Below are 22719 nucleotides of genomic sequence, written 5' to 3'. Positions count from 1 at the left end.
AATATGCGCTCGGTTTGACCCGAAGCGCTATTGGCAAATAAGATACCTGAGTCGAACTATCTGCATACAGGTTTTAGCGCTACTGTGTGGCCGCGTCCAATTACGGCGGGCCTTGTACCAAACGCAGCGCTGGCTGGCCTGGCGGAAGGGTTCAGCAGGAACCATCATGGCAATCCGCAATATCAGCGTGCGCGGCGCGCGTCAGCACAATCTGAAAAACATCAACGTAGAGATTCCACGCAATACGCTGACGGTGATTACCGGGCTTAGCGGTTCGGGCAAGTCGTCGCTGGCCTTTGACACGATCTACGCGGAGGGGCAGCGGCGCTATGTCGAGACTCTCTCTGCCTACGCCCGGCAGTTCCTCGATCAAATGGAAAGACCGGATGTGGACTCAATCGATGGACTGAGCCCCGCGATCTCCATTGAACAAAAGACTACCTCCCGCAGCCCGCGATCCACAATCGGGACAATTACCGAGATTTACGACTATTTACGCCTGCTATATAGCTCCGTAGGTATACCCCATTGCCCCAATTGCGGACGGGAGATTACGCGCCAGTCGGCCGACCAGATCGCGGCGAGGGTAATGGAGCTTGCCGAGGGAGCGAAGCCTGGATCGGAGCCGCGAGTAATGCTCCTGGCACCAATCGTGCGCGGCCGCAAAGGCGAATTCACGAAGGAACTGGAAAAGCTGGCCGAACACGGCTTCACCCGGGCCCGTATCGATGGCGAGCTGCGCTCGACAGAAGAAGAAATCAAGCTCGACAAGCGCCGCAATCACACCATCGAAGTTGTGGTCGACCGCCTGCTAGTAAAGGAAGGAATCGAGAAGCGTCTGGCAAATTCGGTTGAGGTCGCCATGAAGCTCGGCTCGGGACTGCTGATTGTCAGCGTAGTTGGCGGCGAGGAACATCTGTATTCCTCGCGTATGGCATGCCCGGAGTGCGGAGTAAACGTCGCGCAACTCGAACCGCGTTCTTTCAGCTTCAATAGCGTGTACGGTGCCTGCCCAGAATGCAACGGACTCGGCTCAAAGTTCGATTTTGATCCTGCGAAGGTCATCGTGGACTGGTCGAAACCGCTGTTTGACGGCGGCCTCGGGCCCGGTGGAAGTTCGGTGGCATTGCGTGCCATGGTGAAGCGAGCCGCAGAAGATAAAGGCATCGACCTTGGCACTCCCGTGGAGCAACTTCCGGAGGAACACCAGCAATTTCTGCTTTATGGCGATCAGGGCAAGCGCCTGCGCTCGGGATTCAAAGGCATTCTCGCGTTTCACAGGCAGACGCTAGATGAAGTTACTACCGAGGGCTACCGCGAGTATCTGATGCAGTACATGTCAGCCACGCCTTGCCCAGTGTGCCAGGGTCGAAGACTGCGTCCAGAAAGCCTTGCTGTAAAGGTGAACGGCATGAGTATCGCCGATTTCACCTCGCTGCCAGTGAGTCGTGCGCTCGACGCTGCCGAAAAGATCGAATTGAATGCACGCGACCAGAAGATCGCTGGGCGCATCATGGGTGAGATTCGCGAACGACTCGGCTTCCTGAACCATGTCGGCCTCGGCTATCTTTCGCTCGACCGTTCTGCCTCGACACTCAGTGGCGGCGAAGGACAGCGCATCCGTCTGGCAACACAGATCGGTTCAAAGCTGCGCGGTGTGCTCTACGTACTCGACGAGCCTTCCATAGGCTTGCACGCGCGGGACAACGAAAAGCTGCTGCAATCGCTGGAATCACTGCGCGATCTTGGCAACACGGTTCTCGTCGTGGAGCACGATGAAGAAACGATTCGTCGCGCAGATTACGTCATTGATCTCGGGCCCGGCGCTGGCAAACTCGGCGGAGAGCTCGTCGCCGCAGGAACTCCAAAAGAGATCGCGACCGCTGATGACTCGCTGACGGGCCAGTACATCTCGGGACGCAGAGTGATTCCCGCTCGCCTTGAGCGCCGCAAAATCAACGGACACGTAATTGAAGTCCTTGGCGCACGCGAACACAATTTGAAGAACATCGACGTGAGCTTCCCGCTCGGCGTGATGACCGTTGTCACAGGTGTCTCCGGTTCTGGTAAATCGACACTTGTGAATGACATTCTGTACGCCGCGCTGGCGCAGAAGCTTTACAAGTCACGACAGGAACCCGGCGCACATCGCACCATCAGCGGTACAGAGCATGTCGACAAGGTGATCCGTATCGACCAGTCTCCAATTGGTCGCACTCCACGCTCCAATCCGGCGACCTACACCGGAGTGTTCACACAAATGCGCGAGTTGTACGCCATGCTTCCCGAATCGCGCGAACGCGGGTACAAGGCTGGGCGCTTCTCGTTCAATGTTTCAGGCGGACGCTGCGAGGCATGCCAGGGCGAAGGCGAGCGTCGCATCGAAATGAACTTCCTGCCCGATGTGTACGTGCTTTGCGAAGTGTGCGGAGGTAAGCGCTACAACCGCGAAACGCTCGCCGTGCAGTACAAGGGCTACAGCATCGCGGACCTGCTCGACACCCCGATCACGGACGCGCTGAACGTGCTTGAGAACTTCCCTCAAGCGCGGCAGAAGCTACAGACACTCGTCGATGTTGGTCTGGGATACATCCACCTCGGACAGTCTTCGGTCACGCTAAGCGGCGGCGAGGCACAGCGCATCAAGCTTGCACGCGAACTGAGCAAACGTCAGACAGGACGCACGATCTATCTGCTGGATGAACCTACTACGGGCTTGCACTTTGAGGACGTAAATCGGCTGCTCGAAGTTCTGCATCGACTCACCGATCTAGGCAACAGCATCGTGATCATCGAGCACAATCTCGACGTGATCCGCAACGCTGACTGGATCATCGATCTCGGGCCAGATGGCGGCGAGGACGGCGGCAAAGTCGTGGCTCAGGGAACTCCCGAACAGGTCGCCAAGGTCAAGCGCAGCTATACCGGACAGGCACTCGCCGCGACATCAGTACACTGAGACCAGAGAACGCACTCTGCCTTAAAAGGGCGTACGCACAGGTACGCCCATCGCAGGGCTGATTCCTATTTGCAGTTCGGGTTGCTGGTATCGTTCACGATGAACGTGGCGGTTCCATACACGATCACGTCGGAAGTTCCGGGACCAACCAGACCTTTATTCGCTGTGGCTGTGATGAGCACAGTTCCGCAACTGCCATTCCCGGTCGCCCTGACCAGTCCAGCATTATCAACGGTGGCTACAGTTGAAGCTGAACTGCTCCACGTGACCTGATTGGTGATGTCGACCACCTCTTGCGGGTGAATAAAGTTCCCGTAGGCCTTGAATTGAACAGGCAATGTGGCAAGAGCCGATCCTGTACCCGTAATTGTTTCCGATGTCGGTAAGACGGTGATGGAAACCAGCGTCATAGGATGACCGCAGCTCACAGCGAAGACCAAGATTGCCAAGGAGCAAATCAGCCCAACTTTCTTCATAGCAGCGCCTCTCCTGAACCTGTAAGACACAGAAAAACAAGAGTCACCGACTGCAACTTCAGCTGAAGGAACCCGACCCGATTGGGATTTGTCGAGGTGGAAGGAAGGGGGAGCACCCTGACGGCTGATCAGCATCTCTGAATCAGCACTCGATGTCAATACAAAAGCGAGTACCGAAAATCTCAGTAGCGGCGCGGACCTCCGCCGAGCACTCGCGCAGGCAGAAAGATGATGGCTCGGATCAGTTCAAGAACGCCTTCAACGGCAATGCCCACAATGCGAAAGGGTAGCAAGAGCAGCCAAACAATCGGATATAGCACGAGAGCCAGCAGTGCCAGCGGCCAGCAGAAAAACAGAACGATGAGCCAGAGGAAGAAAGTCATTGCGAGCGCCCCTCTTGCAACCTATACGAAAGCAGACAGCTAGTGGTTCCACGGAGCCGGTCGGGCTAATCGCAAAACTAAGGCGCGGAATCGAGTCCGCGCCTTGGTAACAGTCAGTTGTCGCTAACTTGCGGTCGAAGAAGCTAGCGCACGCTTGTCAGTCTTGCCGGAAAGCGTGCGCGGCATCTGTTGGACAAAGGTGAAAGCACGCGGAATCTTGTACTGCTCCATCAGATTGCGACAGGCGGCACGCAGAGCGGCGTCGGTGAGCGCAGCATCGGGACGAAGCTGTACGAATGCATGCAGACGCGATCCGTGTTTCTCATCCGGAAACGCGACGACTGCTGCTTCTTCCACGCCTTCGATTGTCTCCAGCGCGTTCTCGACCTCTGACGGATACACCTTCTCACCCGAAACTTTCACCAGGTCGTCGGCGCGTCCCATCAGGAACAGGAAACCGTCCTTGTTCAGATACCCCTTGTCGCTCGTGTGAAGGACGCCATCTCGAATCTTCCGCGCCGTTGCATCCGTATCTCCGAGATAGCCCATCATCACGGAAGGACCAGCGACGCAGACTTCGCCGACCTCTCCTGCAGGCAGCACTGCATCATTCTCATCGCGAATCGTGACCTGAATGTTCGGCAGGGGCCTTCCGACTGAACCGGGGCAATAGTTTTCAGGAGGACTGAACGAAACCACTGGCGAAAGCTCGGTCGTGCCGTAGCCCTGCGCCAGGATGTGTCCGAAGCGTTCATGGAATTCCTGCGCTACTCGATCCGGGAGACGTTCGGCACCAGCGATGCAAAGCCAAAGCGAGCTGGCATCGATCGGAGTGGGTTCCTTGGTCAACACGCGATACTGCCCCGGCACTGCGATCAGGCAAGAGACGCGGTGCTTCTCGATCAACTGCAAAATCTGTCGCGGGATAAACCGCTCGGGCACAACCACCGTAGCGCCCTCTGTGAGCGGCAGCAGAGTCGTGATCGTCAGCCCATAGGCGTGAAACAGCGGCAGCACCGCTAGCATCACCTGGTCGGCATTGAAGCCGGTCGCCTGTTTGCAGCCATCCATGTTGGCGATGATGTTTTCTTCGCTGAGTGCGACAGCCTTTGGGCGTCCCGTGGTTCCCGAGGTGTAAAGAAAAACGGCTGGACTGGAGGGATGCGGCTGCTTCGGAAACTGGCTGGACTCGATGTCCTCCGAAGTGTCGCCAATCCAGCATTGCAAGCCGACTCCCATCAGGTGCGGCACAAACTCTTCGGTGGTGATCACCAACTCGATGCCGGTTTCCATCGCCATCATCTTCAGGAGCGGTGGAGGAGCTAGCGTCGGCAGCACGGCGACTCTTTTGCCAGCCCATAGTGCGCCGAGGAACAGTGGAGCAAACTCAGGAGTGTTGCCGTACAAGATACCCAGGGTCGGCCCCGTCACGCGCTCTGTGATGCGACGCGCGACGCTCGCTGCACGCCGCTCCAGTTCGGAGAACGTGATCGAATACTCAGTTCCGATGATGGCTGGCCGATCTGGAAATTGGCGAACAGCGGAAAGGAAGCGCTCGAGAATGGCGCTAGTCTGCATTGCTTTTGCTCATTTCAAATCAGAGTACTTGGCGTTTCGCGCTGTAAGTGTAGCACGCAGCGAACGGGCGACTACAGTGCTTATGCGAGCAACGCTGCTTGCGGTGGCAGAATGCATGTTCGCTCAGGCAGAGTTGCGGCCTGAGTCAGCGCGCGAGCAACGCGGTTGATCCACTCCGTCGCGGCGTCCTCGGCTTCGTAGCCCATATACGGTCCAGCCTTGGCAATTCCCGCGGTGATCGTGATTCCGACCGGCTCCAACGCTTCACGCAACTGCCTGAGCAGCGACTCCGTTTCCGTCAATTCAAGATGAGGCAGCAGCATGGCAATCGTGTCGTTCTCGTAGCGGAATAACATCGCTTGGTCCTGCGCGATCGAGTGCAACGTGCGGACCACCTCGTTTAACGTTTGCTCACTGTCTGCGGAACTGAGTGACGTGATCTGAAGCAGTGCCAGCGTACTTAAGAATTCACGACCTGTGCTGCGCTGCCGACCTAGTTCGGCAACAACGGCGTCAATGTAGGACGAGCGCTTCAGCAGGCCTGTTTTTTCTTCGGCAACGCCGAGGGTGGAAACCAGCGAACGCAGTCGCGCTCCGTGCACGGCAAGCGCAACCTGATCAGCCAGTGAGCGGAGCAGCGCGAGATCGTCGACAGACCAGCGGCGCCGTGCACCACACTGCTGCACAATCAAGAGACCGATTGGCTGATCGTCACTGAGCAGCGCGAGAGCCACGAACGAATGAATGTTGAGTCGTGCAAGCTCCTTGCGAATTGGCGAAAGCGGCTCTGACACTTGCACGTCCGCAGCAGAAAACACCGGGTCGATGGACGTGAGCCGCTGGCTCATCGCGAGCAAACGAACCATTGCTGCGCGTTCCGATTTCGCCACTTCCGGAGAGCAGTATTCCACCACGAGCGACGGAGGCTTTCCGGGCACGGCCAGCGCAGCAAGGCAGCGGCTGTACTGCCACTTGGCGCCAATCTGATTCACCGCTGTCACCAGCACGGAGCGGGGGTCGCCCTGGCGAGCAATGATGCGGCTGACCTCAGCGGCGCGAACCATTCCATCAGCTGGACGACTCTGCTCGACCGCTTCCTCGCGCGGCGCTGGCGCTGGCGCTGATAAGCCTGCGCTGACGAATAATTCGCGAATACGAGGATCCGTTTCCGTCTCAACCGGAAATGACACCTTGATCTGCTCGATCTTCTGCACAGCCTTGTCGCGCATTCCATACTGCAGAAATATCTCTGCCTGCAAAAGAATGTCTTCGAGAATCTTGGGGGCCGGTGCATCAGCAGAAACTTCTTCTTTCAGCGGAACAGGTGCTACGAGTTCCGGCGGATCAACACCGAGACGCTTCGCCACAGTCTGCAGACGCTCCTCCGAAGCGTGTCCTGCGAGGCGCTGCATGCGGTCTTTGTGCGCGGCTTCGTAGGGATCGATGTCAACTGCGCGGTCCAACGCATCAAGTGCCTTGGAGTAATTCCCTGCCTCGAAATACAAATCGAACAGTCGTGCGAGCATCTGGGAGTAATCAAGCTCGCGGTTAGCACTGTTGTAGAGTTCGGCAAGGTATTCGAAGAAGCGAATGCGAGGCTTGCGCTCGGCAGCAAGCTGCGCAAGGCTCCTCATGAATTCGCTGAGCTGCCCTTGCTTGCGCTCGTAATCCTCGAGACGTCGCGCGAGCGCGAGTGCACGGTCAACAAAGTCGAGATCTACCAGCCCGCCAATGACCGAGAGAAAAGCTTGCCGGTTCTTCTGTGGGTTGCGCTCGAACAGTCGCCAGGCAAATGGCTCTGCCTCTTCAACGCGCCCCATTGCGAGCAGTGCGAGCGCGTAACATTCGCGAATCTCTTCAGGACTCGACGGAACGGTTGCAATCGAGCGCAGCAATGCCACAGCTTCTGCCGGACGATTCTGAGCGATCAATGCACGGCCATGCCCCAGCCGCGCAACTATGTTTTCAGGATTGTTGGCGAACGCCCGGGCGTAAATTTCGGATGCGTCCTGACCCGCCTTTTCAAGCATGGTGCCGAGCTGCACCAGCGAATCAGCCGCCATTACCGGCTCGTGTAGTGCCTCGCAGATACGGGCGTGCTCGCGGTAATCCTCCATGCGGGGATCGAGATCGAGAGAGCGCGTCATGCAATGCAGAGCGCGACGTGGATCGCCCAAGCGCTGGAATTCCTCGAACGCGATGCGATACGCCTCTGCTGCATCTTTTCGGCTGGTGGCAACACACAGCTCGGCATATCGGATCACCATCTCGGGATCCAGAGCCTTCATGCGCTGCAGTCTGCGGAAAGTCAGTGCCGCATTGTTGAGTTGCTTGCCCTCGACAAACTGCGCGAACAGACGACGCAGCATGTCGGATGCGAGCCCAAGCTGTCCGAGTGAGATGCTGAGGTCGGCAGCCTTCTGTAACAGGGGAAGGTTATCGGGCTCAAGTTCGACGGCGAGGCGATACTCCGCCAGCGCAAGCTCCGGCTTGCCCTTCTCCAGCAGTTTCTCGGCGCGCTCAATGCGTTTGGCGGAATCGTTCATCTTTTTGCGATTCTATTCTGCAACCTATATAGCTGCACATCTCCTTAGTTTAGAAATAGTAAGAAATAGGGGTATCCAACTAGACATGGGCGACCGTTTGACACTTCGCCTTTTATTCGCCAGAATGATTGGACTGCGTGGGTGGGCACACGAGAGGTTGCGATTATGGCATTAACCAAGCGACAGCGTCAGATGTACGACTTCATCGCTGAATTCGTACAGAACAACGGCTACTCTCCGTCGTTTGAGGAAATCGGTGCGGCGCTGGGACTCAGTTCCCTGGCAACTGTGCACAAGCACATCAACAACCTCGAAAGCAAAAAGCTGCTGCGTCGCGACTTCAATCGCAGCCGCTCCATCGATGTGCTGCCCCTGCCCGAAGCTCTCGTCGAACGTCAGTCGGTAGCCCTGAGCCCAGTTGAGTTGCCGTTGGTGGGACGCATCGCCGCAGGCCGCCCAATCGAGCAGGTCGAGACTCCGGAGACGATCTCACTCACGGATTTCACTCGCGCAAAAGATGTTTTCGTACTGCAGGTGACTGGCGACAGCATGCAGGATGAACACATCATGAATGGCGACTACGTGCTGGTCGAGAAGACGCAGACGGCACGCGAAGGCGAGATTGTAGTGGCGCTCGTCAATGGCTCGGAAACCACCTTGAAGCGCATCTATCACGCTGGAGATCAGATTCGGCTTCAGCCTTCGAATGCAACCATGCAGCCCATAATGGTTCCGGCCGAAGCTGTCCGGGTACAAGGGAGAGTTGTCGCAGTCTTGAGAAAGTACTAGCGACCAGCTACTTCGAAAGGATCTCCCGAACTTTGCGGCAAAGGACGGATGGAGTGAATGGCTTTTGCAGAAACTCCGCCTGACCTTCGACAACACCTTTCTGCAGTATCTTGTCCTCGTTGTATCCCGAAACGTATAGCACCTTGAGCCCCGGCCGAGATTGAGTAAGCACATCGGCCAGTTCGCGCCCCGACATTCCGGACATCACAACATCGGTAACGAGCAAATCGATCTCGCCGTCACACGCCGCGCTGATCTCCAGCGCCTGCTGCCCGCCGCTGGCTTGCATTACGAGATAGCCATCGCGGACGAGACTGCTATGCAGCACTGCACGCACATCGTCCTGATCCTCCACCAGCAGCACGGTGGCGGAGCGAGGACGCAGCACATCATGCTGGTCGCGAGCTTTAGTCGGAAGCGCCAATCCAGCGGCGATTGGGAAGAATACCTTGAATGTCGCGCCGCAATTCGGCTGACTGTCAACGGTGATAAATCCACCGGACTGCTTTGCGATGCCGTACACGGTCGAGAGTCCTAGCCCAGTACCCTTGCTCTCGCTCTTTGTGGTGAAGAACGGCTCAAAGATGTGCTGCTGAATTTCCTGATTCATGCCGATGCCGGTATCTTGCACGGCAAGTACGGCGTAGTCTCCTGCCTGCGGAACCGAGTGTTCAAGATGCACACTGTAGGTCCTGAGGTACAGGTGACCGCCGTCGGGCATGGCATCGCGAGCGTTCACAGCGAGGTTCATCGCGACCTGTTCGATCTGGCTTGGGTCTGCAAGGATCAGTCCGAGACTGGGATCGAGATCGAAGTGCAGTTGAATGTCGTCACCCATTGCACGACGAAGAATCAGTTCCGTACCGGTGAGAGTCTCATTCAAATCGAGAATGCGCGGTTCGAGTACGTGATGGCGACTAAACGCTAAGAGCTGGCGAGTGAGCGCCGCAGCACGTTCGGAGGCATTATTGATTTCCCCCACGCCTTTCCGAACGTCATCAGGCAGATCCTGCGCTTGCATGATGAGTTCACTGCAGCAACCGATCACCATCAGCAGATTGTTGAAGTCGTGCGCGATTCCTCCGGCCATCCGCCCAATGGCTTCCATCTTCTGGGTCTGGCGAAGCTGCATTTCAAGTGCTCGTTGCTCGGTAACGTCCGTCACGGCGCATAGCACTGCCGGATGATTGTCGAGCATGATTCTCGCGGCCGCATAATCAGTCCAGCGCACTTCACCATCCTTGCGAACGATGCGCGCCTGCCAGTGCTTCTGGGGTTCCAACCCGAGTTTCCTTCGCCTGCCGCGCTCCTGCACCACTTCGCGGTCTTCCGGATGAAACAGCGGCCATACCGAGCTATTCAGAACCTCATTGCGCGTAAATCCGGTAAGCGACTCAAATGCTGCGTTGGCGTAAGCGATGTCGCCATCAATGTGGATGAAAATCGCGGTGGGAGCCACCTCGGCCAGAGTTCGAAACTTTGCCTCGTTTTCAGCCAATGCCGCTTCCGCTTTGCAGCGTGTAATGAACTGCCCCAGGTTCGCGCAAATACCTTCTAGTAGTTCGCGCAACCCCGGTTCAGGATGCACGATTTCAGGGGATAACAACTCGAATACGCCTAGTATCTGGTTGTGACTATCAAAGATTGGAAATGAGGCTATCGAGCCATTCCCTAACCTGCACGCCTCTCGCGCGGTACAGGATGGAAGTGGCTGAGAATCGACCAGCCACATCGGCTGCCTTCCTCGAGCCACTCGTTCCGCCCGGAGTTCACATTTGGACCTTGGTACCGGAAACTCTTTTCTGCAGTAGTAACCGGACGTTGAGTATCCATCGACGCATTTCAAGCCATCATCGTGCAACGTCCACAGACGGACAACTTCCCAACTAAGTGTCTGGCTCAGTGCGGGGAGTAGTTCGTGTGCCGCTTCCTGTACTGATGTGGCATTCGCCAGTGTTCGCGTGACTTCCCACCGAAGGTTGCGGTAACGGGTGTTGCGGTTGACCTCCGTTAAATCGCGGTAAACCACAACCAAGCCCCCGCGGAAGCGTCCAGTCGTAATCGGCTGTGAGATTACGAGAACCTCTACATGAGTGCCATCCTTGCGCACTCTCTTCGTTTCGAGGCGATGCACGCCACCACGATCGAGCATTTCGTTCGCCGACCTGAACTCGTGCTCTCTTCCAGACGGAACCAACATCTCCGGAGTCTTGCCACGGACTTCCTCGGCTGTGTAGCCAAACAGCTCCCGGAACCTAAGACTCACCTGTGCGAACCGCCGATTGCAATCAAGGATCGCCAACGCATCGAAGGCGGAATCCAGCAGTTCATCGAAGGTCAACTGGAACGGAACGTCAAACAGTGCGGATGCCTGCGCGAGCACCAGCCGTTCAACTGAGTTACTTCCCGAGACCAATGTGGCGGAGAAGATATGGCTCGCGCGCTCCCCGGCGAGCACTGAATGGAAGCTCACGCACGTCTGCGAGGAGCGCAGGCGGCCCATAAGACCATAATCCAATCCAGCGGGGAAAACCGAGAGGAACTCATCGGAGGGCGAAAGTGCAAGGGCCTGAGCGTTGCGTTGCTTTACCTGGAACGATGAGCAGTCAACCACCCATGCGGGACCAGGCATAGATTCCAAAAGGGTTCCAGCGTCCAGCCCGAAAACAGGTGCGCTGCTTATTGCCACAAAAGGGTCCACAGCCATGGGACTTCATTTCCAAGCAAAAGAATAGATACAAAGTACATTCGATCCCAGAGAGTTACAAGGCGAATGTGCACCTTAGATTGTTAGGCAAAACACTCAGACACGAGAAAGCCCGGCGCATGGCCGGGCTTGAAACGAAAGCAAATGCTGCTAGGCAAGCTTTTCGAGTGCTTTCTCGATTGTTTCCTTTGGAACGTAACCTACAATCTGTTCCTGCACCTGTCCGCCCTTGAACACAAGAAGCGTCGGAATTCCGCGCACGCCATAACGCTGCGGGGTAGCAGTGTTGCGGTCAACGTCCATCTTTGCAACCTTGACTTTGCCCAAGTACGACTTCGCGATCTCATCAACGACGGGGGCCAGAGCGCGGCAGGGACCACACCAAGTGGCCCAGAAATCAATCAGGACGGGCTGGTCGCTTTTAAGAACTTCCTGATCGAAATTTGTGTCGGTTACCTCTACGATCGCATTGCTTGCCATTGTTCCTCCAGGTTTCTCTTACGAAAGCTTTCTGCCGTACGGGGCAAGTACAGCCAAAAGTTCATCGTAACACTTCAATTCGATGCTCGACCGGTGGATTGGACGCAGAAGCCCGAGAGGCAGGAATTTTCGCCCTGAAACTGAAGAGGCGCTCCGGAACCCGGAACGCCCTTGGTAGGTCCCCTCCCCCGAGGAGCTACCTCTTCAAATACATTGTGATTGTCTGCTGAAAAAACACGGAAGACAAGTATCGTCCGTAACGGGCTTTGGCGATGACTAATGGTGACTAACGATACTCCGAGTTTCGAAAATCCACAGGCAACCTTTGTAGCCGATTCTTGAGCTGGCCTCCAGCAAAGCCCTCTGCTTACAATGGGGTATGCGTTACCTCATAGCCATTCTCGCCATCGCTGGACTCATAGTGTCTTGTTTTGCCCTCCGCGAGCACTACCGCACCGAGCCCTCTCCCTGCAGCATCAACGATCGCTGGGATTGCGGAGCGGTTAACCACAGCCCCTTTGCCGAAGTTGCAGGTGTTCCCGTGGCAGCCATTGGCATTGTGGGTTACGCCGCGATCGCGTTGTTCGCTTTGCTTCGACGCTGGTGGATCGTGCTCGTCCTCACTACCGGCGCAGTCGGATTCTCGATTTACCTCACGTACATCGAGGCAAAAGTACTGGAGACATACTGCATTTGGTGTGTGACCTCGGCCTGCATCATTGGCGTGACAGAGATTGCAACCATCATCGCAGCAGTGCGTTCACGCCGGGTAGCCTAAACGGCTTGCCCGGCGCTGTATCCCGATGCCCAGGCCCACTGGAAGTTGTAGCCTCCTAGCTGGCCTGTAACGTCAACCACCTCTCCGACGAAGTAGAGTCCGGTAATCTTGCGACTCTCCATCGTCTTGGCCGAGAGCTCATTCGTGTCAACACCGCCAGCGGTGACCTCGGCCTTTGCGAATCCTTCTGTTCCCGCGGGAATGAAATCAAAGTGATGCAGCAGCCGCTCGGCTTCTTCGAATGCGGCGTTCGTCCAACGACTGAAAGGATGCAGTTCAAGCCACCGCTCAGCCAATCGGATCGGCAGCACTCCTTTCAGAGCCGCTAGAGCAGCGGTCTCGTCTCGCCTTGCTCCTGCGGCGAGCAGATGAGCAAAGACCTGCTGCCCCGGAGCAAGATCGATTGCAACTTTCTCGCCCGGCTTCCAGTAAGAAGAAGCCTGAAGCATCGCTGGGCCGCTGAAGCCGTGATGCGTGATGAGCATCTTCTCGCGGAAGTGCGCTTTTCCAACGCTTGCGATCACTTCGGTAGATACTCCGGTCAAGTCGCAAAAGCACTTTGCATCCTGCGCGTTCAAGGTGAATGCAACCAATGCTGGACGTGGCTCGATCACGTTGACTCCAAAGCGCTGCGCCACTTCATAACCATACGGAGTGGCTCCCATCTTCGGAATCGAGAGCCCACCAGTGGCAATGACCAGTGCATTGGCCGAGAACTGATGTTCGGAACTGCCGACTGTGAACTTGCCGTCGTGAACTATCTCTGCGGGCTTTGTCGCGAGCTTCACGCGAACTCCAACTCGCACACATTCAGACTCAAGCATGGAAAGAATGTCCTGCGCGCTGCGATCGCAGAATAGCTGGCCCAACTTCTTCTCGTGCCATGCAATTCCATGTCGCTCCACCATGGAAATGAAATCCTGCGGCGTGTAGCGGGCAAGAGCTGACTTCGCAAAATGAGGATTCGTCGAAAGGTAGTTCGCCGCGGTCGCGTCACGATTCGTGAAGTTGCAGCGCCCTCCGCCTGAGATCAGGATTTTCTGACCTGCTCGATTCGAGTTCTCCAGCACCGTCACCGAACGGCCACGTTTACCGGCTTCGATAGCGCACATGAGGCCAGCCGCTCCGGCACCGATGATCAGAACGTCTGAATGGTATTTCATACGAAGAGCTTTCTGAAATTCTGCACTGCTGATCTCACTTTCGTCCTCGACTGCAACAAATGGCATTGGAGACGAATCCTATCGCGAAGAGGAAAACACTCATGAAATTGCCCTTCACGTTAGGTCGCCTTATCTATGGAGGATTCTTTTTCTACAACGGAATCAACCACTTCATACAGTACAAGAACCTCGCCGGATATGCTGCATCGAAGAAGGTTCCCATGGCTGAGGTCGCGGTGCTGGGGTCGGGAGCATTGCTGACAGCCGGAGGCGTGAGTCTGCTGCTTGGAGTGCGTCCGAAGTGGGGTGCTGCTGCCGTGATTGCTTTCCTTGCTGGGGTTTCACCGGTTATGCACGACTTCTGGAACGACGAAGCTCCGGAAGCCAAACAGGCCAACATGATCAATTTCATGAAGAACGCTGCACTGCTCGGAGGCGCACTCGCACTGGCTGGAGTTGAAGAACCATGGCCAGCAAGCATCCGACTCGGAAGCAGCAAGGAGTTCATGTCCGAAGAAGATCAGGTCGCCGCGTAATCAACTCTAAGACCAGAAGAAAAGCACGTATGGGGTCATCCACTCTGTCGCACTTTCACCAGTGTGGTCTCTGTTTGTATTTCAAAAACTCACGGCAGTATAAGCGGCACGAATGAACTTTCCGTTTACCATTAGCGATGCGTACCTGAAATATACGGGAAACGGAGTTATGTATGACTCAAGCTGTGCTTCAACGGACCACCAGCTACTCCAAGGGCCCGGACTATCCTCCGCTGATGGATCTCTGCATTGGACAGATCCTCGATCAGATGGCAGAACACTACCCTGATTCTCCGGCGCTCATTCTGCGGCAGGAGAATCTGCGCTTTACATGGTTCGAATTGCAAGCCGAGGTCGAGCGTACAGCCCGTGGATTGATGGCGCTTGGTTTCGGCAAAGGCGATCGGGTTGGCATTTGGGCGACGAACGTTTCTCAATGGGTGCTGATGCAGTTCGCCACCGCGCGCGCAGGCGTCGTGCTAGTGAACATGAATCTTCGCTTCCGTGCACATGAACTTGAGTATGTGTTGAAGCAGTCGAGTTGCAAGGGCCTGGTAATGCAGGCAGGATTCCGCGAATGCGATTATGTCGAAACCCTTCGGAATCTCGCGCCGGAACTCGATTTCAGCGCTCCCGGAGAGTTGCGCTCGGCGCGACTGCCACACCTTCGGCAAGTGGTCTTCATCGGAGAAGACACTCCGGGAGGAATGCTGAACTGGAAGACGATGATGTTGCAAGCCGATCGCGTGAGCCACGCTGATCTGCGCGCGCGCGAACGAGAACTCGATCCTCATGACACCATCAACATCCAGTACACCAGCGGGACAACCGGCACGCCCAAAGGCGCAGAACTGAGCCACTATAACGTAGCGAATAACGGCCGGTTCATCGGTGATTCGATGAAGCTGACGCATCGCGACAAAGTTTGCATTCCGGTTCCCTTCTACCACTGCTTCGGCATGGTGTTGGGCAACATGGCATGCCTGACTCACGGCTCAGCGATGGTGATTCCGTCTGATTTCTTCGATCCGCTTGCAACCATGCAGGCTGTGCATGAGGAACGCTGCACGGGACTATATGGCGTGCCGACCATGTTCATCGCGGAGTTCGCGCATCCGCGTTTCAAAGAATTCGACTTCACCTCGCTCCGCACGGGAATCATGGCCGGATCGCTCTGCCCTATTGAGTTGATGCGGCGAGTGATTCGCGAAATGCACTGCTCGGAGTTGACGATCTGCTACGGCCTCACTGAAGCTTCGCCCGTCATCACGCAGACAACAACCGATGACACTCTGGAGCGCAAAGTCACAACCGTCGGGCGTGCACTGCCACACACCGAAGTGAAGATCATCGATCCGAACACGGGAGAAGATGTCCCACTCGGAGAGAATGGCGAACTCTGCACTCGCGGATACCTGGTCATGAATGGCTATCACAACGATCCGGTGAACACGGCGGCAACGATCGAATCGGACGGCTGGCTGCATTCGGGCGATATGGCCAGCATGGATGAAAACGGATACGTGAAGATCACGGGACGGTTGAAGGAGATGATCATTCGCGGCGGAGAGAACATTTATCCGCGCGAAATTGAGGAGTTCCTCTATTCCTATCCGGGAATCAAGGACGTGCAGGTGATCGGCGTGCCGAGCCAGAAGTATGGCGAAGAAGTGATGGCATGGATTATTCCGCACGAGGGAGTGACGCTGGACGCCGAGGCGATTCAGGCATTCTGTCGCGAAAAGATCGCGAGATTCAAGGTTCCCAAGTACATCAAGTTTGTGGATTCTTTCCCGACGACGGTCACAGGCAAGGTACAAAAGTTCGTAATGCGACAGATCGCCACCGAGGAATTGATTCCCGTATAACAGTTCCCAAACGACGTTACTCTGAGGCGCCGCGGCGCCTCATTTTTGTTGTGCAAGATAGAATCGTAGTGTGAGCGAAGCAACACGCATCGATAAGGCAATCAACACGAAGCCAGCGTTCTGGAGCTATGCTCCCCTGGCCGGCATGGTCGCGTCCGAAGTAGCCATCACGGTGTCGATCGAGTTGCTGGCGCGGCGAGCGCACCTGATGCTGGCGACGATCCTGGTCTATCGCTCGCTGCTGGCATTGGCGTTGCTGGTGTTGATTGTGCGTCCGCGGCGAGAGCAGTGGATTCCACGGTCGTTGCCGTTGGCGATGTTGCGGGTGGTGACCGGCGGACTGACTTTCGTTGGATGGTTTGGTGCGATCGGAATGTTGAGTGGTAGAGTCACCCAGGCAGTTCTGCTGCTTGATTCATTGATACTTGCCTATGTACGCGGCGAGCACCGCAGTTACGAGCGGCGCACGCTGCTAGTGTTGGCAGGAGCGCTCTTGTTGTTCGCTGCCGAGGCTGTACGTGAACCGGGAACAGTCGTGAATGCGGGGCGCGGAATATTGTTCTTGCTGATTGCGCTAGGCTCTCGCGCGGCGACATATAAAGTGTGGGAGCGCGCACAGGGACGGCAGGAGCATCTGTTCTGGTTGATTGCTCCGGCGCTGGTTGGGGGCGCACTGGGCGGCGTATTCCTTGGGCTTGGACGTGGTGGCGTACAGACGCTGTCTCCTGCCATGTGGGCCGTGATGCTGGTCGTTGCGATGGTTGGACTGACTGGCTACTTCTACATGAACACCGCTATGTCATTGCTGGGCGCGTTCTACACGCGAGTGGTTGAGCTGTGGCAGGTGCCTGTTTTGTGGGCGATTCATTTAGCGACGGATCACGCGAAAGTTGATTTTGTGCAGGGCGCGCTCGGAACACTGGTGGCTTGTGCGTCCGCTTACACCTACTGGAAGCATCGGCAAGGGCGGCTCAGGCATTCACTCGAAAGATAATGGTCATGTGAACCTTTCTTTAACCCAAAGGCAATGGTTTGCTGGGATTGGCTCGTGAGTAACGCTGTGCGGGTTGGTCGGTGACTAGACGGTTAATCCATCGATGGCGCTTGGTAATTTCGTGGCACGTGACCTTCAGCGGTTGTGGTGAAAGACACATTGCAGGGATCCTTCGCTTCGCTCAGGATGATTTTTAAGGGAGAGAAGGCCGATCGTTACTTGAAATTCTCGACGAGGGTGATGTTGCTCGAGGCCTCGGTCATGTCAGTGAACAGGAGTGACGAGCCATCGGGCGAGATCGTGATTCCCGCGAAGGGTGGCGGGACGTGGTCGAGTTGCTGAATGCGCGTCGTGGTTCCCGACTTCAGATTCTTGAAGACGAAGGCATTGCTGTCGTCGAGGTAGTAGACGCCATCGGAGGTCAGGGTCCAATAACCCCAGTAGCCTAGTCGGGGAGCGTCGAGTACTTTCTCTTCGGGACCGCCATTCGCAGGAATGCGCCATAGTCCGGCCAAATCGGTTTTGGTGTAGTACACCCAGCGACCATCAGGCGATTCGTTGGCGATGAAGCCTCCGCCTTGCGTTACTTGCTGCGGATCACCGCCATTGGGCGACACCTTCCAGATCTGCCACGCCCCGCTGCGGTTGGAACCGAAGTAGATCCACCGACCATCGGAAGACCAGCTCGGAACGATGTCGTTGGCATCGCCGGTGGTCAATGGCTTGGGCAACGAGCCTTCGGTGCTCATGTAGAAGATGTGGCTGTGGCCTTCAGGCCGACCGTCGAATGTGATGCGCGAACCATCGGGCGACCAGCTTGGACTGCCGGTGAGTGGACCATCGAAGCTTGTGAGCTTTACTGGCGATGTGCCATCCCCGCTGCAGACCCAGATTTCCTGAAAACCTGAGCGCCAGGACTGAAACGCGATGCGGCTGCCATCGGGAGAGTAGTGCGGCGAGGAATCCTGCAATGTACTTGAGAGCAGCGGAGTCAACTTGGCGACTCCGCTTTTCGCGCGAAGGTTCACGCGCATGATGCTCCAGTTGTATTTGCCCTGCGAGTAGGCAAGGCGATGGCCTTTGCGGTCGATGGCCGGACCGTTCGCATCTTCTCCGCCAACTTCGATGCGTTCGGGGGTCGCACCCTTCTGCACTCCGACTCTCCACAAGGCAGGACGTCCACCACGATCAGAGGAGAAGATGATGGAATCACCTTTCGCATCCCAGGCGAGGCTCTCGATGTCGCGATTGTCGAAGGTGATTCGGCGCACGTCCGCACCATCGCGATCCATTACGTAAATGTCACGGATGGCAGCTTCGATGGCACGTACGAATGCGATGTGTTTGCCATCTGGCGAAAACACCGGCTTGGTATCGCCGTCCCAGTGATCGGGAGGCGCGGAGATTCTTTGGGCCTGCTGTGACTCTAGCGACAGCACGTAGATTTCAGACGGAGAACTCGCCGACTTGCCATCAGGAAAGACGAGACGCTTGCCGTCAGGCGACCAGGAGAGCGAGCCCCGCTCCCACTCGATGGCTCCGACCGGCGTGTAAAGCTTGCGTTCGGCTCCGCCCAACGCGGGGATGAGGTATATCCCCTTGTCGCTGTTGGAATAACGCATGAAGGCGATGTAGCGTCCGTCGGGCGACCACGCGGGGCTGAACTCGGCAGCAGGACTGGTGGTGAGCCGAAGAGGAGTTTCGGCTCCAACAACCTTTACATATATGTCCAGATTGTCTCGGCCGCTCCCGTTCCAAACAAATGCGATTTGATTGCCGTCGGGGGAGAAAGCGGGCTGAGTCTGAGATCCGGGATATGAGGTAAAAGGAATCGTGCGCAGCACACTTGGAGTGTGCGGAGTCGCATGCGGGGCCAGAATCTGCCACCCCACGCCGCCGGCCAACACCGCTGCTGCAAGTACCCCCGCCCATATTCCGGCGGTGCGGTATTTCTTTAACAGAATGGAACCCGGAGTATTTTGCGCCTTAGGAGTCACTGTTCCTGGACCCGCTGCCGTTGAAGCAGATACGCCCGGACCGGTACTCACGGTGTCCGAAGTAGGAGCGGCTGTTCCATTACCTGAGGCGGCAGCCACGACAGCTTCACTGTTTGGAACAGGAGCTTGACTGGCCATGTCCACTGGAGCTATCAGGCGGTATCCAGCTTTGGGAATGGTTTGAATAAATCGGGGAGCGCGGGCGTCATCGGCAAAGGCACGGCGAATTTCGCTGATGCTGCGGGTGAGAACGTCGTCGCCGACAAAAGTGTCGGGCCAGACGGCGCTCATCAGCCGATCCTTGGACAGCACCTCATTGGAATGAGCCGCGAGATAGACCAGGACCTGCATGACCTTGGGTTCCAGATGGTGAATCTGGTCCCCACGCCGGATGCAGTTCAACTGAGGCTGAACTTCCCAGTCTGCGATGTGGAAATCGCCCTTCACGGCGGACCCTCTTTCCTGCTTTTGCTGTGCAGGCCATTATACCCGGATATTTGGCTCTGAAAACATAGTGTTAAGGAACCGCCAAAGGGACATCAGGAAACCATCAGCAAAGCTTTTGGCTCTTTCCAGAGACTTCGGACGGCACCTCATTTACGTTCATAACATGGGCATAGCCCTAAAGACATTTATGTCCGCTCAATGAGGACAGCTCCACAGGGGAATTTTGAAAATGAGAAGACGTAACTATCCTGCACTCGCTTTGGCGATACTCGCCCTGGCAGCCGTCCTGGGCTCCGTGGCATTTGCACAAAGAGGACTACCTGCCTCGCCGGAGGTGGAACAGCGGGCGCAGAAGATTCTGTCGCAGATGACCTTAGACGAGAAACTCGACTACATCGGGGGACTCAACGACTTTTACATCCGGGCCATCCCGCGCCTCGGGGTTCCGGAACTGAAGATGAGCGACGGCCCGCTGGGCCTGCGCAACGACGGCCATGCGAACGCGTATCCTTCGGGGATCGCCGTGGCTGCCACTTGGGATCCGGAGCTGGAAAAGCAGATTGGCGCGATGATGGGCAAGGACTCCAGAGCTAGAGGCGTTCACTTCCTGCTCGGACCGGGTATGAACATTTACCGTGCCCCAATGTGCGGAAGAAACTTCGAGTACTTCGGTGAAGACCCCTACCTCGCTTCACGGATGGCGGTTGCCGCCGTTCAAGGAATTCAGAGCCAGGGCGTGGTCGCCACGGCCAAGCACTACATGGGCAACAATCAGGAGTGGGAACGGTATAAGGTCAGCTCGGATATTGACGAGCGGACGATGCACGAGATCTACCTGCCCGCCTTCGAAGCTTCGGTGAAAGAAGCGCACGTTGGCGCCGTGATGGATTCCTACAACCTGGTGAATGGCCTGCACGCGACCGAGAACCCGTACCTGAACACAGAAGTTCTGCGCAAGCAATGGGGGTTCCAGGGAATCGTGATGAGCGACTGGAACGCCGTGACCGACGGAGTGGCGGCAGCGAACAGCGGCATGGATATAGAAATGCCTGGCGCCAAGTTCATGAATAAGCAGGTGCTGACGGAAGCTCTGGCCAATGGGAAAGTCACTCAGGCCACGATCGACGAGAAGGTGCTGCGAATTCTGCGGACGGCGCTGGCATTCGGCTTCTTTGAACGTGCACAGAAAGATACCTCGATTCCCCTCAACAACGTTGACGCCAAGCCTGTGATGCTGAAGGCGGCGGAAGAGTCTGTCGTGCTGCTGAAGAACGATGGCATCCTGCCCTTGCAGTTGAACAAGTACAAGACGATTGCCGTCATTGGACCGAACGCGAATCCGGCAGTGACGGGTGGCGGCGGTAGCTCACTGGTGACGCCGTTCAAAGCGGTGAGCCTGATCGATGGCGTGCGCGAGGTGATGGGCAAGCAGGTAAAGATCAGTTACGCATCCGGACTCGAGTTGACGGACGAGGTATTTGCGCAAACGCCCTTGACGGTCGATCCAGAGGGCAAGAAGCCGGGCGCGACGGGAACGTACTTCAACAACGCGCAACTGAAGGGCGAACCCACAGTTACGAGAATCGATTCGAAGATTGCCTTTGACTGGGGTGAGGGTAGTTATGCGCAGTCGCAGCCGGTGGATAACTTCTCTGCCCGGTGGATCACATACTTCACGCCGAAAACGAATGGAACCTACACGTTCCAGATTCAGGGCGACGACGGGTTCCGACTCTTCGTGGATGACAAGCTGGTGGTCGAGCAGTGGTTCTATCAGGGCGAGACGCTGAAGAAGAAGGATGTGCAACTCGAAGCCGGACACCACTACAAGATTCGGGTCGAATACTTCGAAGGCGATGGGTCGGCGAAGATTGGGTTCGGTATTGCTTCAAATGCCAAAGCCTCTCTGGAAAAGGCAGTTGCTACCGCAAAGGCGGCTGATGCGGTAATTCTGAGCGTTGGCTTTAACAGAACGAGTGAAGGTGAAGGCTCGGATCGTCCGTTTGAACTAAGCCCAGAGCAGCGGGAGCTGATCGAAAAAGTGATGGCGGTCAACAAGCACGTGATTGTCGTGGTGAACGCGGGCGGCAACGTGGATATGACGCCCTTCGTCGATAAGGCTTCGGCGATCCTGCACGGCTGGTATGCCGGACAGGAAAGCGGCACAGCAACGGCCGAGGTTATTGCCGGAAAAGTGAATCCCTCGGGCAAGTTGCCTGCGTCGTTTGAACGCCGCTGGGAAGACAATCCCGTACACGACAGCTATTACGACAAAGACCACAGCATGAAAGTCGCGTACAAGGAAGGCATCTTCCTCGGGTATCGCTATTACGACCGCTCGAAGACCAAGCCGCTGTTCCCCTTCGGGTATGGACTGTCGTACACAAGCTTCAAGTATGACGATCTGAAAGTGACGCCGATGGACAAGGATCGGGTGGCGGTGAGCTTCAGGCTGACGAACATTGGAAAGCGCGATGGAGCGGAAGTGGCGCAGATCTACGTGGGCGATGGACACGCAAAAGTCGAGCGTCCGGTGAAGGAGCTCAAAGGCTTCGCGCGAACCGAGCTGAAAGCTGGCGAAAGCAAGACGGTTAAGGTGGAACTGGATCGCCGAGCTTTCTCCTACTATGACGTGAACTCGAAGGCATGGACAGTGGCTCCGGGCAAGTTCGACATTCTGGTGGGAAGCTCAGCGGAAAAGATCGAGCTCAGAGGTGAAACGAATTTTGGCGAGTAAGCACGTGCTGGAAACAATCTCCTGATCCCTGCGGCTCATATCCGAAATGTATGAGTCACGGCCTGCAGAACATCGCAGGCCGTATTTTTTGGGGACGAAACCATGACCAAAAGCTACGTCAAAAGCGCTCCCGGTTGGGCGGGTAGGTGACCTGAGATAGCTTTTGAGGTTTAAGCGGTGGCCGGGATCCTTCGCCTTCGGCTCAGGATGACTTACAACAGCAAAAGGAAAAACAACTACCCCACTCAAGCGGAGCTTGAATGGGGCACCCGATTTATACA

General features: G+C 56.4%; 15 protein-coding genes. 7 read left to right on the top strand and 8 right to left on the bottom strand.

Annotation, left to right across the window (positions count from 1 at the left end):
* Nucleotides 1–166: 166 nt before the first annotated feature.
* Nucleotides 167–2959, top strand: a complete 2793-nt coding sequence (gene uvrA / locus AC6IZD_RS02700; protein WP_497786141.1) for an excinuclease ABC subunit UvrA — start codon at nt 167–169, stop codon at nt 2957–2959.
* 65 nt (nt 2960–3024) lie between these two features.
* Here the strand turns inward: uvrA and AC6IZD_RS02695 are convergent, their stop codons facing one another.
* The 4 genes from AC6IZD_RS02695 to AC6IZD_RS02680 form a co-directional block, all read right to left on the bottom strand.
* Nucleotides 3025–3435 (bottom strand): Ig-like domain-containing protein, encoded by a 411-nt coding sequence (locus AC6IZD_RS02695; protein ID WP_497786140.1) that lies wholly within the window; start codon nt 3433–3435, stop codon nt 3025–3027.
* A gap of 182 nt (nt 3436–3617) precedes the next feature.
* Nucleotides 3618–3818, bottom strand: coding sequence for a hypothetical protein (locus AC6IZD_RS02690; protein WP_497786139.1), 201 nt, complete (start codon nt 3816–3818; stop codon nt 3618–3620).
* A gap of 123 nt (nt 3819–3941) precedes the next feature.
* Nucleotides 3942–5396, bottom strand: a complete 1455-nt coding sequence (locus AC6IZD_RS02685; RefSeq protein ID WP_497786138.1) for a class I adenylate-forming enzyme family protein — start codon at nt 5394–5396, stop codon at nt 3942–3944.
* 80 nt (nt 5397–5476) lie between these two features.
* On the bottom strand, nt 5477–7942 hold the full coding sequence (locus AC6IZD_RS02680; protein WP_497786137.1) for a tetratricopeptide repeat protein: 2466 nt from the start codon (nt 7940–7942) through the stop codon (nt 5477–5479).
* A 165-nt stretch (nt 7943–8107) separates the two neighbouring features.
* Here AC6IZD_RS02680 and lexA point away from each other — a divergent pair, with 165 nt between their 5' ends.
* Nucleotides 8108–8731, top strand: coding sequence for a transcriptional repressor LexA (gene lexA, locus AC6IZD_RS02675; protein WP_497786136.1), 624 nt, complete (start codon nt 8108–8110; stop codon nt 8729–8731).
* A 7-nt stretch (nt 8732–8738) separates the two neighbouring features.
* Here lexA and AC6IZD_RS02670 read toward each other — a convergent pair whose 3' ends face one another.
* Nucleotides 8739–11438, bottom strand: coding sequence for a PAS domain S-box protein (locus tag AC6IZD_RS02670; protein WP_497786135.1), 2700 nt, complete (start codon nt 11436–11438; stop codon nt 8739–8741).
* Nucleotides 11439–11588: 150 nt separating this feature from the next.
* Nucleotides 11589–11918: a thioredoxin gene (trxA, locus tag AC6IZD_RS02665; RefSeq protein ID WP_497786134.1), complete on the bottom strand. Its 330-nt coding sequence runs from the start codon at nt 11916–11918 to the stop codon at nt 11589–11591.
* A gap of 379 nt (nt 11919–12297) precedes the next feature.
* On the opposite strand from trxA, the gene AC6IZD_RS02660 reads away from it, so the two are divergent.
* Nucleotides 12298–12696: a vitamin K epoxide reductase family protein gene (locus AC6IZD_RS02660; protein ID WP_497786133.1), complete on the top strand. Its 399-nt coding sequence runs from the start codon at nt 12298–12300 to the stop codon at nt 12694–12696.
* Here AC6IZD_RS02660 and AC6IZD_RS02655 read toward each other — a convergent pair.
* Nucleotides 12693–13925 carry a BaiN/RdsA family NAD(P)/FAD-dependent oxidoreductase gene (locus AC6IZD_RS02655; RefSeq protein WP_497786132.1) on the bottom strand — a complete coding sequence of 411 codons (1233 nt, stop codon included), beginning with the start codon at nt 13923–13925 and terminating at the stop codon, nt 12693–12695. The two genes, AC6IZD_RS02660 and AC6IZD_RS02655, sit on opposite strands and share 4 nt — an antisense overlap.
* Before the next feature lie 35 nt (nt 13926–13960).
* On the opposite strand from AC6IZD_RS02655, the gene AC6IZD_RS02650 reads away from it, so the two are divergent.
* From AC6IZD_RS02650 to AC6IZD_RS02640, 3 genes are all read left to right on the top strand, one after another.
* Nucleotides 13961–14395 carry a DoxX family protein gene (locus AC6IZD_RS02650; RefSeq protein WP_497786131.1) on the top strand — a complete coding sequence of 145 codons (435 nt, stop codon included), beginning with the start codon at nt 13961–13963 and terminating at the stop codon, nt 14393–14395.
* A gap of 173 nt (nt 14396–14568) precedes the next feature.
* Complete coding sequence (locus tag AC6IZD_RS02645) at nt 14569–16263, top strand: AMP-binding protein (RefSeq protein ID WP_497786130.1); 1695 nt, start codon at nt 14569–14571, stop codon at nt 16261–16263.
* 70 nt (nt 16264–16333) lie between these two features.
* A complete protein-coding gene (locus tag AC6IZD_RS02640) occupies nt 16334–17257 on the top strand; it encodes a hypothetical protein (RefSeq protein WP_497786129.1) in 924 nt (307 codons plus the stop codon).
* A 215-nt stretch (nt 17258–17472) separates the two neighbouring features.
* Here AC6IZD_RS02640 and AC6IZD_RS02635 read toward each other — a convergent pair whose 3' ends face one another.
* On the bottom strand, nt 17473–19701 hold the full coding sequence (locus AC6IZD_RS02635; RefSeq protein WP_497786128.1) for a winged helix-turn-helix domain-containing protein: 2229 nt from the start codon (nt 19699–19701) through the stop codon (nt 17473–17475).
* A 229-nt stretch (nt 19702–19930) separates the two neighbouring features.
* Here AC6IZD_RS02635 and AC6IZD_RS02630 point away from each other — a divergent pair, with 229 nt between their 5' ends.
* Nucleotides 19931–22438 carry a glycoside hydrolase family 3 C-terminal domain-containing protein gene (locus AC6IZD_RS02630; RefSeq protein ID WP_497786127.1) on the top strand — a complete coding sequence of 836 codons (2508 nt, stop codon included), beginning with the start codon at nt 19931–19933 and terminating at the stop codon, nt 22436–22438.
* Nucleotides 22439–22719: the final 281 nt, after the last annotated feature.

Source organism: Koromonas humicola (genome assembly GCF_059726255.1).
The sequence above is the reverse complement of the archived record's forward strand: the minus strand, read 5'-3'. Positions and strand labels throughout refer to the sequence as shown.